This window comes from Pedobacter sp., assembly GCF_035566355.1.
Lineage (GTDB): Bacteria > Bacteroidota > Bacteroidia > Sphingobacteriales > Sphingobacteriaceae > Pedobacter.
In genome coordinates, this window is record NZ_DATMRL010000728.1 from 21,365 (window position 1) to 36,133 (window position 14,769).

At 40.0% G+C, this 14,769-nt stretch carries 15 protein-coding genes; 4 read left to right on the forward strand and 11 right to left on the reverse strand.

Going from position 1 to position 14,769, the window contains the following annotated elements; translation table 11 throughout:
• Position 1: 1 nt before the first annotated feature.
• Positions 2-937 (reverse strand): NAD-dependent epimerase/dehydratase family protein, encoded by a 936-nt coding sequence (locus VNZ46_RS28700; protein ID WP_325565031.1) that lies wholly within the window; start codon positions 935-937, stop codon positions 2-4.
• 329 nt (positions 938-1,266) lie between these two features.
• Here VNZ46_RS28700 and VNZ46_RS28705 point away from each other — a divergent pair, with 329 nt between their 5' ends.
• Entirely contained in the window at positions 1,267-1,911 is a 645-nt protein-coding gene (locus VNZ46_RS28705; protein ID WP_325565033.1) for a hypothetical protein, read from the forward strand.
• Between the two features lie 18 nt (positions 1,912-1,929).
• Here VNZ46_RS28705 and VNZ46_RS28710 read toward each other — a convergent pair whose 3' ends face one another.
• The gene (locus VNZ46_RS28710; RefSeq protein WP_325565035.1) at positions 1,930-2,310 is read right to left on the reverse strand and encodes a hypothetical protein; all 381 of its coding nucleotides are present in this window, start codon (positions 2,308-2,310) and stop codon (positions 1,930-1,932) included.
• Between the two features lie 250 nt (positions 2,311-2,560).
• On the opposite strand from VNZ46_RS28710, the gene VNZ46_RS28715 reads away from it, so the two are divergent.
• Complete coding sequence (locus VNZ46_RS28715; RefSeq protein ID WP_325565037.1) at positions 2,561-3,073, forward strand: hypothetical protein; 513 nt, start codon at positions 2,561-2,563, stop codon at positions 3,071-3,073.
• Positions 3,074-3,213: 140 nt separating this feature from the next.
• Here VNZ46_RS28715 and VNZ46_RS28720 read toward each other — a convergent pair whose 3' ends face one another.
• The 7 genes from VNZ46_RS28720 to VNZ46_RS28750 form a co-directional block, all read right to left on the reverse strand.
• Positions 3,214-3,996, reverse strand: a complete 783-nt coding sequence (locus VNZ46_RS28720; RefSeq protein WP_325565039.1) for a protein-glutamine glutaminase family protein — start codon at positions 3,994-3,996, stop codon at positions 3,214-3,216.
• Between the two features lie 66 nt (positions 3,997-4,062).
• The gene (locus VNZ46_RS28725) at positions 4,063-4,350 is read right to left on the reverse strand and encodes a hypothetical protein (protein ID WP_325565041.1); all 288 of its coding nucleotides are present in this window, start codon (positions 4,348-4,350) and stop codon (positions 4,063-4,065) included.
• Positions 4,351-4,519: 169 nt separating this feature from the next.
• Positions 4,520-5,308, reverse strand: coding sequence for a penicillin-binding transpeptidase domain-containing protein (locus VNZ46_RS28730; RefSeq protein ID WP_414693546.1), 789 nt, complete (start codon positions 5,306-5,308; stop codon positions 4,520-4,522).
• Positions 5,309-5,474: 166 nt separating this feature from the next.
• Complete coding sequence (locus VNZ46_RS28735) at positions 5,475-6,524, reverse strand: hypothetical protein (protein WP_325565045.1); 1,050 nt, start codon at positions 6,522-6,524, stop codon at positions 5,475-5,477.
• A 132-nt stretch (positions 6,525-6,656) separates the two neighbouring features.
• Positions 6,657-7,358 (reverse strand): type 1 glutamine amidotransferase domain-containing protein, encoded by a 702-nt coding sequence (locus tag VNZ46_RS28740; protein ID WP_325565047.1) that lies wholly within the window; start codon positions 7,356-7,358, stop codon positions 6,657-6,659.
• A 233-nt stretch (positions 7,359-7,591) separates the two neighbouring features.
• The gene (locus VNZ46_RS28745) at positions 7,592-8,335 is read right to left on the reverse strand and encodes an SDR family oxidoreductase (protein ID WP_325565049.1); all 744 of its coding nucleotides are present in this window, start codon (positions 8,333-8,335) and stop codon (positions 7,592-7,594) included.
• Positions 8,336-8,500: 165 nt separating this feature from the next.
• A complete protein-coding gene (locus tag VNZ46_RS28750) occupies positions 8,501-10,597 on the reverse strand; it encodes a sigma 54-interacting transcriptional regulator (RefSeq protein ID WP_325565051.1) in 2,097 nt (698 codons plus the stop codon).
• Between the two features lie 159 nt (positions 10,598-10,756).
• Here VNZ46_RS28750 and VNZ46_RS28755 point away from each other — a divergent pair, with 159 nt between their 5' ends.
• On the forward strand, positions 10,757-11,230 hold the full coding sequence (locus tag VNZ46_RS28755; protein ID WP_325565052.1) for a DUF1572 domain-containing protein: 474 nt from the start codon (positions 10,757-10,759) through the stop codon (positions 11,228-11,230).
• 93 nt (positions 11,231-11,323) lie between these two features.
• Here VNZ46_RS28755 and VNZ46_RS28760 read toward each other — a convergent pair whose 3' ends face one another.
• Positions 11,324-11,665: a hypothetical protein gene (locus tag VNZ46_RS28760; RefSeq protein WP_325565053.1), complete on the reverse strand. Its 342-nt coding sequence runs from the start codon at positions 11,663-11,665 to the stop codon at positions 11,324-11,326.
• Between the two features lie 134 nt (positions 11,666-11,799).
• A complete protein-coding gene (locus tag VNZ46_RS28765) occupies positions 11,800-13,344 on the reverse strand; it encodes a PAS domain-containing protein (RefSeq protein ID WP_325565055.1) in 1,545 nt (514 codons plus the stop codon).
• A gap of 271 nt (positions 13,345-13,615) precedes the next feature.
• Here VNZ46_RS28765 and VNZ46_RS28770 point away from each other — a divergent pair, with 271 nt between their 5' ends.
• Positions 13,616-14,680, forward strand: a complete 1,065-nt coding sequence (locus tag VNZ46_RS28770; RefSeq protein ID WP_325565057.1) for a helix-turn-helix domain-containing protein — start codon at positions 13,616-13,618, stop codon at positions 14,678-14,680.
• Positions 14,681-14,769: the final 89 nt, after the last annotated feature.

Genomic DNA, 14,769 nt, shown 5'->3' on the forward strand with positions numbered 1-14,769 from the left:
CCTATCCAGTTATTTCCTGTTCTGTCTTTATTTGCTCAATCCCTTCTCTAAACGTCGTTATCCTGAATTCAGGAAAACGTTTCCTGAACTTCGAGACGTCAAATATATTATCAAAAGCATATCTTGGCAAAAGTTCCTGCAGCTCACTTAACCGTTTACTGAAGACAGCGCCAATTTTCAGGATAAATTTTGGAATAACGTGGTATTCCAGTTTTCTTCCATAAACTTCCGATGCCAATGTGATGAACGCTTTGTACGACATTCTATTTTCGTCTATAGGCAAATGCCAAGTTTGTCCATAAGCATCAGGTGTATTACCTATCAAAGCAGTTGCCCTGCTCGCGTCCGGCGTCCATATCAAGCTTCTTAATTTACGGTCACTCAGAGGAACTTTTAACGTTTTATTTTCCTTAATAGCATCAAAAATAAAGGTATTGGTAATACTTTGTGTCTTAGCAGGGCCATAAAACTCCGGAGCACGGCAGATCACTGCTTCAATCCCGCCTGCTTCCATTTCTCGCAAAAGCATTTCTGCAATGTCCTTTCTGACAACTCCCTTTCTACCTATGGGAGCAAAACGGCTTTCTTCGTTTAACACCGTATCATTTTGAGGATACATATAAGTATTGTCAAAAAATACCAATTTAGTTCCGTACTTTTTACAAGCATCTATTACATTCCGCATAATCACAGGAAACTGTTCTTCCCACATCTCACTGTCCATTGGCAGGCCCAGGGTAAGGTAAGCGATGTCACTACCTTTTACCGCTTCGTCTGCTTTTTCCCTGTCAAGCAAATTGGCAGCAAACAACACATCGGTATCATTAACCCTTTTTGGATTTCTGCTCACCAGTCTGATTTGCGAAGTATAATTTAACTTTAGCTCCCTGGCCAATTCTTCCGCAATCTGCCCATTGGCACCAAGTATCGTCTGCATCTTTACCATTTTAGTTTTTTCATTTGTTCCGCCAGTTGCCACTATCACAATATCTTTAACATATCCCGGTCTTCTTAGACAACAAAATTAGGTGTTAACCATATATTTATTGTATCTCAATCAAGGAAAGTTGTAACATAATCTCTGCCACCCCAACCCGGATATCCACCCAAAAAAAACTGCACCTCTTTTCACACCTCAGGGCCTGTAAGGTCCGGTGAGAAAAGAAGTGCAGGTTTTTCACAAATCTTAATTGTTGCCCAGGAATTTTGTTATTCCACTCCTTTTAAATAGTTTTATTCACAAATAAACCACTTGAACAAGTAAAAATGTTTGAAATAGAAGAAACCGGTGGCGCTAACATAGGATCTGCACGAGCCACATGGCCATTTGTCAAATTACTAGTGAACAAAAATGAATTGCAACTCAACGCCTCAATCCTCGGTAACCTGCATTTCAAGCCCTCAGATATTATCTCCATAGAACCCTCAACGCTACTTTCCGGAGCAGGCATAAAAATTAATCACCACGTTAACGGATACAATGAAAAAGTCATCTTCTTAACCTCCGGCAGCCGCGATTTGATCAAACGAATAGAAAACACCGGATTCTTAAATAACCCAGACCCAATACCTGCAGAAGTAGAAGCCAGGATAAACAATTATCAATCCAGCGGAAGCTTTCCAATGAAATGGCCAGCAGTAATTGCTTTTATTGTGATTTGGAATATATTATTTCTAGGCGATCTGCTCGGTTATTTTGGCAAAACCAATAATCATATTCCAATGGGAATAGGCGCACAATCAGCCTTAGCATTTGCTTTTTTATTCGCACTGGCAACACTATTATCAGAACCATTTAGCCAGCTTGTATTAAAACAAGGCCGTAAAGCAAAAGACATTAAATCATTCTTGCTCTTCTTAATGCTGATAACCGGAGTAATGTTTATAATGATTTCGATCATGCCACATTAACCAAAACCCAGGCAAAAGCTATTTATCAGCCCTAAAAACATTAGAAACCAATTTCCTTGGCCGCTTGCCCTTCACCTCACCCACCATACTGTCACCGGTGCGATCCACCATTCCAGGAAACCGGTTTTCTTTAAAAACCCTAGGTCTTTGTTCCCGATTTTCATCAGCAAGCTTTACCGTCATCTTCCGTCCCTTCAGCACAATACCATTTAACGCAGCAATAGCCCGCTCGGCCCCAGCCTGATCCACCATCTCCACAAACCCAAAACCTTTAGGACTATGTGTTACCCTATCGGTCAATAAATGAATACTATGTACCATTCCATGGATACTAAAGAGCTCAATAACATCCGCCTCCTGAATATCCAATGGATAGCCAACTACAAATAATTTAATCATGATTTTATTTAGGCTCCAAAGTTAACAAATTAAGAATTACTAACAAACTTAGAATCATCACCATCCCCAGCCTGCCCCCACAACAAACCACACTTTGTAGAGAAATTCATCAAACCAACAGCACCACTTTTCAACCAAAAACCCAATAGAAGAGCCCATATCAATAAAAAGAAAAAACCAGTCATCATGGCATAGTAATTGAAATCCACGATTTCACACAATGAAACCTATTAATATCAAAAGTCCAATTATGAAAAAGCTATTATTTCTATTGCTTCTAGCCATCGGTTTTGTACCGATCAAATCAAACGCACAATTTAACCTCAGTGTAAACATAGGCTCCCAGCCATCCTGGGGACCCTCAGGTTACGAACGCGCCGAGTATTACTACATGCCAGACATTGACAGCTATTATTACGTCCCAAAAAGACAATTTATCTACATCAGTAACGGCAGATGGACATTCTCAACCAATTTACCAGAAAGGTACAGAGACTACGACCTCTATAATGGCTACAAAGTAGTCATCAATTCATCACAAGCCTACTACAATTACAGAGAAGATAGAATAAGATACGCTAAATACAAATCCTGTCACTCCCAAACAGTTATCCGTTACGACCGCTCAGATCGCTACTATGACAATGATGATGATGACGACAACGACAGAAGATATGTAAGATACAAAGAACACGGACATGGCCATCACAAACACCGTGACTATGACCGCGGAGAAAGAAACTGGCGCAGACACGATGACTAAAGATTAATCGCCACCATAGCCGGTCTGCACCCAAAAAAACCTGCATCTCTTTTCTCACTGGACCTTACAGGCCCTGAGGTGTGAAAAGAGATGCGGGTTTTTCCCAAAGGTCAGCACTCCCAAAAAATCGTGTAGTTCACTCACCGAATTTCGATGTTTTTTGCCTTAAGGTAATTCTGAATTTCTTCTTTCTTTGCCAAAATCACCTTCCTAAACCTAGGCCTATCACATTTTCCATTAGGAGTGATACCACAAAGCCCACAATACATTTGATTAAAATCAGCATCAAGATTCTTATCCCACTCTACCTTAACCGTACTCAATTGACCAATATCCGTAGTACCATAAAAACTATACAATCCCAATACAGGAAATACATAAACCGTACGTCCCTCCGGCTCCACGAAAAAACTCAAAGCCCAATCTTTTAAAGTAGTAATTTTACCCTGTGTCCAAGGATCCATAACAATAGTATCCCTTTTTCCGTTATTTTCAATAATAGCCCCAGCAGCCACATGATAACGCCAATAGACCATAGAACGACCAGTTGAACTGATATTAAAAGCCAGTCCCCTGCTATTATTCACCAATTCTGGAGTGTTATACTCTTTTTCCACCAATCCCTCCTTAAATATCCAAAAATTGACAGGATGAAAACCCAGTTTTTCCAATACATAAAACGTAAACTCAGCCCTGTTTTCACAATTATTACTAATTTCCTTCTTTGACAAAAGATAAATAGGCGCCTTCTGAATAATATCGAAAGCACTTTCAACATCATCCATTGTTTTAAGAGAAACATTCAAATGATCAAAGCCATCTACTATTTTCAAATCATTTTGCGCATCAGCAGCAAAACAACAAGCAATGCATAAAATAAGCATGAACTTCAGCCTTCTCATAACTATACTAAATATAATCAATTCAATATTTAATATAAAAAGAAATCACCAGCCTACACGGTCTGCACCAAAAAAACCTGCATCAAGTCAATCTTCCCCAGAATTATAAAGCTCAATTTCCTTACCTATAGCATAAACAGTATGCTCATCAAGAACAATCTCTAATCTTTCCCCTTTCGCATCAGGAGTATACCTAGGCAAATCCCCCGCATCAATTTCTTGAAAATCCATTAGCTCCCACTCCCCATCCACCTGCCGGACCGCCCCAATAATTCCACCAAAATAAATCACTTTAAAATAATCTTTATGGTGCAGTATCGTCAAAGTAACTGCTTGATTGCCATAATTGATTTTGACATTAAATGCTTCTTCCATAGTTCTGTTTTTTAAAAACTCTCCATTAACCAACTTCAACATGAAAATGTTTGAAAGCAATGTCTAAAATCAATACTATTTCCAAAACCTTTATTATTTATCTGGCTTAATCAGAATTCTATTTAGTCCTCATAGCTAAGGCCAGGTTTTTCCAGGATAAAATACACTCTTATTCAACAACCTTCAAGTCTTTCAAAATAGACCTGGTAATCTCCTTACGACATTTCGAAAAATCGGCCCGGTTGCTTTTTCTGCTCTGCAATAACCTGGTAGCAAAGAAATAAACCTCGTCCTTTTTCTCCAGATACCCCACCCACCATCCAGTATTCATATCATTTGCCATGGTCCAACCCGTTTTAGACCGAATAGTATAAGCCGAATTTTGTTCAGTAATCATCACTCTTTTTACGATATCCATATTCCTTTTAGAAAACGGAAGTTTCCCTTCAAATAACTTTCTAAGGAATACAACCTGCGCAACCGGAGAAATACCAAAAGGTCCAAAATTCCAAAAGTCTGCCCCAGCTTCCGAAAGGTCAACATTGCCATACCCACATTGAGTAAGGTACCTCTTGTATACGTCTCTGTCAATCCTTTTTGCAAGTTCAATAAATGCCCAGCCAGCAGAAACTTTAAATGCATCCTTTACACTGATATCATGATAAATATCAGGCCTGTAACCATATTTTAAAGTATCCGTTTTACCAGGCCACTTCACTACATAATTCTCATTCGGTATTGTCCCGGTTTCCAGAGCAATCAACATATTGATAATTTTAAATGTAGAGGCCGGTAAAGTTTCCCGACCGGTGTTAACAGTATCTGATAAGATCCACAGATGCTTTTTATAATCATAAATCGCCACAGCACCATCTACCCCGCATTGATCAAAATATTTTTTAAAATCAGGACGGATAATAGTCCCCTTAGATTGACAAAACGCTGCCGGTGTAATCATTAATAACACTAAAGCTATAAGTAGATCTTTTATCTTCATTTCCATAAGGGGAGAGAACTTCATTTTTCACGGATTAGTTGAACTAAAGTACAGATTCCACCACAAAAATTATCAAACCAATCGAGGCACTTTAAACATCCCAACCATTCCCGATCTCCACCCAAAATCAAAAAGCCCCCTCTATTTTTCGGTAGTTTATTGCAAATGCCAATGTAGTGCAAAGTAATACACTAGCCCACACACATTCGATGATATAAAATTCAGTCTTTGTCATAAACAAAAGACACAACAAGGGAAAGCTCAACAAGGACACTACAATACAAATACCACCCATACCAGATATTAAATCTTTAGCAAAGCCCGAAAACCGGCTTCCAATTACCCCGAAAACAACACCCAAAATGGGCATACCAAAAAAGATGAAAAGAACGAATGCCGTACTTATTTCCATATGCTGCTTAACCGGCGCAAAAAATAAAAAGTAATTTACCGCAAGGTACATCAAGATAAAATAAGGCAGTAAGTATTTAAAAACCTTAAACGATTTCTTTGTTTTATCTTCAAAATCGGGTGTGGCAATAACCAATGGCCGGTTGCCATGCTCATTTAATTCGAAATGGTAGTTGCTGTTTTTAATGGCATAACCTAAAACGCTGATCAAATCGCCATTTTTAAGCGTTCTCTCGGTATAGCGAATATCATCCACCGCATATTTAATACTATGTATAATCTCTGATTTGGCAGGCAAAAGGGCAAGATTAACGCGAGTTAGAATTACTTTTATTTTGCCCGTTGCATTCGTTAAATAAAAATCCTGAAATTCTTCTTCTATAATTACGCTGCCCTCACGTTCAGTATTATCTTCACTATGGTAGCTGATATCTGCTTTTCTATAAGAATAAGCAATACATTCATGCTTAAAATAAGGCGTTTTAAAAGTTTTTGAGGCACTTACAGTTCCCTGTATTTTAACCCATCCCTCGGTAATCTGGTAAATGGGTGTTGTAGCTGTTTTAATTAATTTACGCTGAGTTTTGGTTGTGTACCATACCAAAAATCCAGCAATAAATGGAAACAATGGAACCAGAATACGACTAAATGACAAACCTATATAAAGTGCTATACCCAGCCCAATAAACACTAAAACACCTATTTTTAAGCCTATGGTTTTAATTTGCATCAGGTGTAAAAGTACACCAAACTTTCTCCAGAACAAATCAAGGCATTATAAATAGTGATATTAATAAGTTTAACCTGAAAATTCAATTATGAGATTGGTATCATTTTCGCATCTCTTTTCACACCTCAGGGCCTGTAAGGTCCAGTGAGAAAAGAAGTGCAAGTTTTGTTACTCCCTCACGGCTATTCCATTTTCCAAAACCTCAATTAAAGCCTTAGCAACAGGGCCAGCAGACAAAGGATTCTGACCAGTAATTAAAAGCCCATCCGTTTCCACATGAGAAAAAAACGGAACCAACGCAGACTTAAAATCAGCACCAAGAGCAATCAATTTGTCTTCCAGCTTAAAAGGAATATGATTCGCTCTACCTACCAAAGTCTCTTCCGCATTAGTAAAACCAGTCAATCTTTTGCCCGACAATAAACCCGGAACCAACTCAGCTGCCTTTACCAAAGCCGCCGGACCATGACAAACTGCAGCGACCGGTTTGTTTACATTAAAAAACTCCAGAATTAGCTTCCCACTCAATTCATCAAGAGCCAAATCCCAGAGCGGACCATGACCACCGGGAAAAAACACCGCATCAAAATTGTTGGCAGATAAGCCAACCAGCGTATGAGTATGGGCAAATGCCTGCTGGGCAAGCTCATCCTCAGTAAACCTCCGGTTGGAACCAGTAATATGCTCAGTCAATTCACTCATACCATCCACAGGCGGCTTTCCACCCAAAGGACTAGCTAAAGTAACCTGGTAACCCTGATCTATAAACTCATAATAAGGATCAGTAAATTCACCAAGCCAAACACCAGTTTTACTATCAGTATTTTCCATCTGTTGATGGGAAGTCAAGATCATCAATATCCGTTTCATAGACATAAGTTTTAGCAAGAATAATTACCTATCAAACACATCCGGCCCTAAAAAGTTCGATGCGATCCATAAACAGCCCAATTCCTATCGTACCCTATTTTCACCATCATAAAAGGAATTTATTGCCCCAAAAAAACCTGCACCTCTTTTCACACCTCAAGGCCTGAAAGGTCCAGTGAGAAAAGAAGTGCAAGTTTTAGTACAGACCAGATTGTGTGGTGAAAGAGAAGTATTTACTCCGCAGATAGCCACTGCGTCAAATCAGTCCCCCCCAGCTTTGCTTCACCCTGAGGTACCAGACCATCATGCGGAACAGGTCCGCCAAAGTATTCACTCTTTTTATTCGTGATCACCTGCTTACTGCTATCCTTTTTCCTCAGATATGCTGCGAAAAATTCACTCAATGAATGACGCTCAGGTCCGGCGATTTCCACAATACCATTAGCCGGCGAAGAAAGTGCCAGTTCAGTAACAAATGAAGCAACATCTTCTGCGGCAATCGGCTGAAATTCAACATCTGAAACATGGACTTCATTGTCTTTTGTCGCACCCCCCACCAAAGCCGGAATAAATTCCAAAAACTGGGTACTCCGGATGATCGTATAAGGCAATTTGGACTGTATGATCAGGTTTTCCTGCGCCATTTTAGCACGCATGTAACCCAGATCCTGCATGCGGTCTACACCTACAATAGACACCGCAAGATGATGTTTAACACCTGCATTTGTTTCTGCTGCCATCAGGTTGCGACCCGATGTTTCAAAAAACTCCATCACAGCCCCATCTTCAAAAGAAGGTGAATTTGAAAGGTCGATCACGGTATCTGTTTCGTTCATTGCCTCCGCAAGCCCTTCTCCAGTAATGGAATTCAGGCCTGTAGATGGAGAGCCCGCAATAACACTATGACCAAGCTGGCGAAGCTTGCCTGCAACTTTTGTTCCTATAAGTCCTGTACCGCCAATGATTACAATTTTCATGTCTTAATTTTAAATGATTTATTTAATGTCAATTGACTAACAAAAACCATTTTTATGCCAACACGTTAATAAACTGAAATACAGATTTTTACCAATTTCAATCAGAAATACTTTTCACTGTATTTAGTGAAATCACTTGGTATGTCCCTTTATTAAGGGAAAAGGTCAATTACTAAAATAATCTGCTTTTTGGATTTGCAGTTTTTTCATTTTGGAATGAAGTGTATTGCCCGGTATCCCAAGTATTTCTGCTGCACCACCCATACCAGATATCTTTCCGCTACACCGTTTCAGTACTTCAATAATATAAGACCTTTCCACTTCTTCCAAGGAACGGTTGCCGGACAATTCGGGAGCCTGCGCGCCAGTAATGGACTCATTTGGCAAATAAACTTCACGTATGGTATGATCAGTAGCTAACAACACACTCCGCTCCAGCACATGCTCCAGCTCTCTTATATTACCAGGCCACAGATAACCCCGCAACTGCTGCAATACCTTCGCCGATACCCTCGTTACTTTCCTTCCTGTATTTTTACCGTATTTGGCCACGAAAAACTCTGTCAATGCTTCAATATCCTCCGTCCGATCCCTTAAAGGTGGAAGTTTAACCGGAAACACATTCAGGCGATAAAAAAGATCAGACCGGAAACGGCCTGCCTTTACTTCCTCCTCCAGATTGCGGTTCGTAGCGGCAATCACCCTTACATTCAACTTAATGGTTGTCTTGCCACCTACCCTTTCCATTTCCCTTTCCTGCAACACCCTCAGCAATTTAACCTGCGCCTCCATTGGCATTTCCCCGATTTCATCAAGAAACAATGTACTGTTATTGGCAAGCTCAAATTTACCGATCCTACGCTCGACAGCTCCGGTAAAGGCCCCGCGCTCATGGCCAAACAACTCACTTTCAATCAGGCTGGCAGGCATTGCCGCACAATTTACCTTAATCATCAGCTTGTCTTTGCGTAGCGACGCACCGTGTACAGCACGCGCTACCAGTTCCTTTCCTGTACCTGTTTCCCCAAGGATCAGTACCGTAGAATTGCTTTCCGCAACCAGTGAAATCAAACGGTAAATCTGCTGCATTGTCCCGCCACTACCAATGATCTCTGAAAAGTTATAAATGGTGCTGATCTGTTCTTTCAGGTAGTCATTTTCGTCTTCCAGTCGCTTCCTGTATTCCGATATCTTTTCACTGGCCTTTATATTCGAGATAGCCGTAGAAATCTGCGCGCAAATGCCTTTAAACAGTGGCATACTAATGTGATCCGCAAGCATCCAGATGGTCCCCAGTATTTGATCACCAGCCTTTAGTACTGTGGCATACATATTCTTAAACCCTGTTTTTTCCCAGACTTCCGCATACTGTTTGTTGCCAGTACGCAGCTGTTCTTCCACATTCAGTACAAGCACCTCCCGGCTTTTCAGCACCAGTGCCGTATAATATTCATCGGTGGTAATCTTTTGTTCAGAAAGCCTTCCAAAATCACTTACCAGACCTTCAAACAGACTTTTATCAAACATGTACGGACTCAAGTGATGCCCGTCATCATCAATAAGCCGCAGCATAGCCAGTTTCGTATTCAGCAGGCGGTCCAGTACTTTAAAGACAGCTGTTTCCAGATCAGCCTTTGTCATGATACCAGCAATATCGCTGGAGAAATCGAGCAGGAAAGATTTTTCCTCCTCTTTCTTCTTAATCTCCTCGTTTTTAATAATGTTATATACCGCACTTGAAAGCTGAGAAGATATGCGCTTTATAACATCCTTAAATTCCTGCGTAAAGCTGTCTGTCCGGTCTGAATAAATATGAATGAATCCTATTGGCTTATCTGCATTCATCAGTTTCATCATCAATACTTCTTTTACACCTTTTTCATAATTGGCGCGGAGAAATACAGGACTTTGAGGATTCGCTATTGTATCTTTCAATTGGAAGACAATGGGGCCATCCGCCTCCAGTACCGACTCAATAAAAGGTTCATCCAGTAAAAATCTGGCATTGACCAGCAACCTGTAATCCCGATGCGTCCTTACGGGTGAGGATTCATAGTCCAAAAGAAAAGGTTTGTAGGTATCGCCCAGCGCATCAATAAGGGTGATCATGGTATGGGTGAAATAAAACAGTCCCTTTATACGCTTTGAAAACAGCGTAATAAGGTCATTTTTTTCTCTTACACGGGTGATATCATTACCAAGATCTAAAAGGATCTGCCGTTGTTTTTCCAAAAAAACCTCATGTTGTACATGCTTCGCCATAGGATCAACTTTCACGCTTTCCTAGCCGCAGTATATGAAGTGGCCTCTGTTGGCATGATATTAAGATTTCTGCTACAAAAATAACTGAAATACATATCTACTCGTCTATTATTTTCATTAAATTGACAACTTACCCTACTATCACTATTTAACCGTCCTATGAATAACTTAGCTATCGCAAACCGCCTTCGTGAGGTTCTACTTGATGGGCATTGGATTGCCAATACAAATTTTAAAGAACAAATCTTAAGTGTAAATTGGGAGCAAGCAACTCAAAAAATTGGAAATTTAAATACGATTGCGGCCTTAACCTTTCACATTAATTATTATTTAAAGGGACTATTGCATGTTTTTGATGGTGGAAAACTTGAAATTAGTGATAAGTTTAGTTTCGACGTTCCGCAAATTCAATCTGAAATGGATTGGAAGACTCTAGTAAATAGTTTTTTGAACAATTCTGAAAAATTCGCAAATCAAGTTGAGCAATTGCCAGATAGCCTGCTGGACCAACCATTTGTCGACGAAAAGTATGGAAGCTATTTACGAAATATCGAAGGCGTTATTGAACACAGTTACTATCATTTAGGCCAGGTTTCTTTAATAAAAAAGATGATCTCCAATTTTGCCCGATAAAAAAAGTGCACCAGCCTGAAAGGTCCAGTGAGAAAAAAAGCCAGGGGTTTTACAATTAAATCCGAATTTCCAACATGGTTAAAGGAACCACCTTTACCATCTTAACGTTTTAGGATCAGGTAACCCACTACTTTTCATTTGACTTGGGTCACTAGAATAAATTCTTTTATCAATATAATAATATCGATGTTTTGAACTATCTAATTCAGTAGCATTTTTAAATAAATAGCCCCCAATAAGAATTTTATCATTATTGTAAACGACCATATTAACACTAAGATTATCGAATATACCCTGATTCTTATAATATACATTTCGATTAATTGGAATATCAACAAATGAGATATCATAATCATTACCTAGGGAATTAGTATCGGAGCATCCGATAACAAAAGTTGTAAAAAACAGAATTCCAAATGCAAGTTTCTTTTTCATATTTAATTTTATCGATAATTAAGTTTACACACACCTTCCCCGGATACTCCCCCAAAAAAACCTGCACCTCTTTTCACACCTCAGGGCCTGAAAGGTCCAGTGAGAAAAGAAGTGCAGGTTTTTATAACATCAACCTACTCCTTACTTTTATCAATAATATCCTTAATAACCTTATCCAATTCATTTGCAGAATCTTCAAGATAAGAAATGACCTGCCGTTCCTCCACAATATCTTTATCCGTATTGCCGAGCAATTTAACCAGTCCCAGTATACGGGCTAATGGCGCCCTCAACAAATGGGTTTGCGACCATGCAATATCCCTTACCTTAAGGTGATGATGTTCAATGACACGAATATAATTGATACGTTCTGAAATATCTAAACACGCACCGACCATTTTAACCGGTAGCCCATCTTCACATTTTAACCTGGCCCATGATTTCAAAAATCTGACCTCACCATCAGGCCTGATAATCCTTTCCTCAAATGCAATACTGCAGTGTTCTTTGAGAATAATTTGAACATTATCATATACCATATCTCTATCTTCAGGATGAAGCAAATCCAGATAAGCCTCAAAAGTTGCTTTAAACGAACCCTTCTCCAGCCCATAGATCTTAAACAAGGAATCAGACCAGGTTACAATATTCTTTGAAATATCCCAGTACCAGGTACCAAAGCCCGCCAACTCCTGACCTTGAGCCATCAGTATAGCCGCGTCACTTAGATCCTCCTCACGCTGCCTGCTTTCCAAAATAATTTTCAGAATAGAACTTGCCCGCTCTATCACCATTAACTCGTCGTAATTAGGCTCCCTAACCTCACTATAATAGATAGCAAAAGTAGCAATAACCTCATCAGATGAATTGAGAATAGGATGTGACCAACAAGCCAATAAGTTCGCAGCCAGTGCATATTGCTTGTAGCCTTCCCATCTTAAATCATTTCGAATATCACTAACAATAATCCTCTGTTTAAGAAACGCAGCAGCACCACAAGATCCTACCTTATCACCAATCTCAACCCCGTCTATCTGTGTCAGATAAGCCTCGGGCAAAGACAATGAAATCCAACTGTAGATATGCTGGTTTTTCACCTTCATAATGGAACAATGCATATCAGGAAAAAGCTGTTCAATTCCTTCCACATAATTAACCAATACCTCATCAATTAAAACGCCAGCTGTTGAATTTAAAGCCAACACCCTCCTCTCCAAAAATTCCTGACCTATCAAAGTTCCAGGCAAAGAGCTGTAATCAACACTTTCAGGATGGTATTTCTGGACAAGTGTATGAATCTCATCAATACCCTTAACAAGAATTTCTTCTGAATTTTGTACAATATATTCCACTTCACCATTATCATCAAATAAAGGATACGTATCTACCTTATAAATCCTATTATCTTTTTGTTGGGTAAATTGATGCGGTCCTTTCAAATTCAATGCATACTCAAGTGCTTCCCTGACCACTTTAGCACTGATCACAACATCATAAGGACCAACCGGAAATTCTTTAAAAAAATCTTCGCCCAAAAGCTCCCCCGGCACCACGTTCATTGCCTTGGCAAAAGCAGGATTCAAGTGAACGATAATAAATTTTGGAGCTTCATATTTTAGTATAATGCCAGGATTAGGTTGAGCGTTAAAAAAAAAGGCGATTTGATCTAGGCTCGGCATAACTGAACTTTTAAGAAAACAATTTACCAATTATACCTCAATCTATAGTAATTAAATATATTTAATCGCTAAAAAACAAAAGTCAAAGTATCAAAAACAATCTCCTTCCCCGGACAACCCTCCAAAAAACTGCACCTCTTTTCACGCCTCAGTACCTGTAAGGTCCAGGATATACCTACTAACCATTTCGGCGAAAGGTTTATGGTAAATATCAGATGTCCCCAAACCATAGATGTGACAGCAAAAGTTTATATTTGAACCACAGCGACATATGAGCATTGGAAAAGAACTTTTATTTTTCTTCAGCACCTTAGGGGCTTTTAACGGGCTTATCCTGGGTTTTTACCTACTGGCTTTTAAAAAAACCACTTCGCCCGCATCCCGCTTTTTGGGTCTGCTACTGCTGGCACTGAGCCTGCGCATCGCCAAGGCCACCTTAAATTACTTTTATCCAGACTTGCCTCGTATCTATTTACAGATCGGCCTGTCGGCTTGTTTTATGATCGGGCCTTCGCTTTATTATTTCACCAAGGCCGCTCTGGGGCAATACCAACAAATGCCCGCTGCCTGGAAATATATTTATGGAGTCTGGATTGCGCTGATCGCGACGGTGGGCATTGTCCTTCCCTACCAGAGCCATCCCTGGGACTGGAATCACTATATTGTACACCTGATCTACCTCCAGTGGGCAGTTTATGTCTTGCTGACCGGCTGGCTGCTCAGGAAGCTTCTGGTCCGCGCATGGTCACCAACGGAGAAACTGTCGCCAGGCGAAAGACCGATCCTCTCCATCTATGTGGCCAACGCAGTGATCTTTATCACTTACCTGATCGTTTTCTTCGGATCTTCCGGTATAGCTTATATCAGCGGGGCGGTGTTCTTCTCGCTGCTACTGTACCTGAATATTCCTTTATTCGTTAACCGGCGAAAATCTGACACCATATTTTTAGGAAATGAAGTAACAGAACGTTATGCCAATAAAAAATTCACGGAGCAGCAGGCGCTAACCCTGACCCAAAAGCTGCAAAAGACCATTACCGAGCAGGAATTGTATAAAGACCCTGATCTGAAGCTGAACGACCTGGCCAAAATACTTAATATTTCCGGGCACCAGCTTTCCCAGTTGCTAAATGATAACCTGGGCAAGAGCTTTGCCGTGTATATTAACGAATATCGTATCGAACGGGCCTGCAAACTGATCTCGAATGACAAAGCAATCAAACTGGAAGAGATCGGCTACGCGGTAGGATTCAATTCCAAGTCAACTTTCTATACAGCCTTTAAAAAGCATAAGGGTACTACCCCGGCGCTTTATAAAGCAGGTCCAGATTTATAAATCCGAACGCCTGAATCTCAGCTTCAATACCCCATTGCTGATCCTCCAGTATAGTTTTGGACATTCAAAGTCCGAACAATATGAAATTT

What these genes read in the sequence shown, in the direction of transcription:
- VNZ46_RS28740 (WP_325565047.1), bottom strand. Translation starts at nt 7,358, where the DNA reads ATGAAACGGATATTGATGATCTTGACTTCCCATCAACAGATGGAAAAT.
- VNZ46_RS28710 (WP_325565035.1), bottom strand. Translation starts at nt 2,310, where the DNA reads ATGATTAAATTATTTGTAGTTGGCTATCCATTGGATATTCAGGAGGCG.
- VNZ46_RS28765 (WP_325565055.1), bottom strand. Translation starts at nt 13,344, where the DNA reads ATGCCGAGCCTAGATCAAATCGCCTTTTTTTTTAACGCTCAACCTAAT.
- VNZ46_RS28755 (WP_325565052.1), top strand. Translation starts at nt 10,757, where the DNA reads ATGAATAACTTAGCTATCGCAAACCGCCTTCGTGAGGTTCTACTTGAT.
- VNZ46_RS28750 (WP_325565051.1), bottom strand. Translation starts at nt 10,597, where the DNA reads ATGGCGAAGCATGTACAACATGAGGTTTTTTTGGAAAAACAACGGCAG.
- VNZ46_RS28745 (WP_325565049.1), bottom strand. Translation starts at nt 8,335, where the DNA reads ATGAAAATTGTAATCATTGGCGGTACAGGACTTATAGGAACAAAAGTT.
- VNZ46_RS28770 (WP_325565057.1), top strand. Translation starts at nt 13,616, where the DNA reads ATGAGCATTGGAAAAGAACTTTTATTTTTCTTCAGCACCTTAGGGGCT.
- VNZ46_RS28715 (WP_325565037.1), top strand. Translation starts at nt 2,561, where the DNA reads ATGAAAAAGCTATTATTTCTATTGCTTCTAGCCATCGGTTTTGTACCG.
- VNZ46_RS28705 (WP_325565033.1), top strand. Translation starts at nt 1,267, where the DNA reads ATGTTTGAAATAGAAGAAACCGGTGGCGCTAACATAGGATCTGCACGA.
- VNZ46_RS28760 (WP_325565053.1), bottom strand. Translation starts at nt 11,665, where the DNA reads ATGAAAAAGAAACTTGCATTTGGAATTCTGTTTTTTACAACTTTTGTT.
- VNZ46_RS28725 (WP_325565041.1), bottom strand. Translation starts at nt 4,350, where the DNA reads ATGGAAGAAGCATTTAATGTCAAAATCAATTATGGCAATCAAGCAGTT.
- VNZ46_RS28730 (WP_414693546.1), bottom strand. Translation starts at nt 5,308, where the DNA reads ATGATTACACCGGCAGCGTTTTGTCAATCTAAGGGGACTATTATCCGT.
- VNZ46_RS28700 (WP_325565031.1), bottom strand. Translation starts at nt 937, where the DNA reads ATGCAGACGATACTTGGTGCCAATGGGCAGATTGCGGAAGAATTGGCC.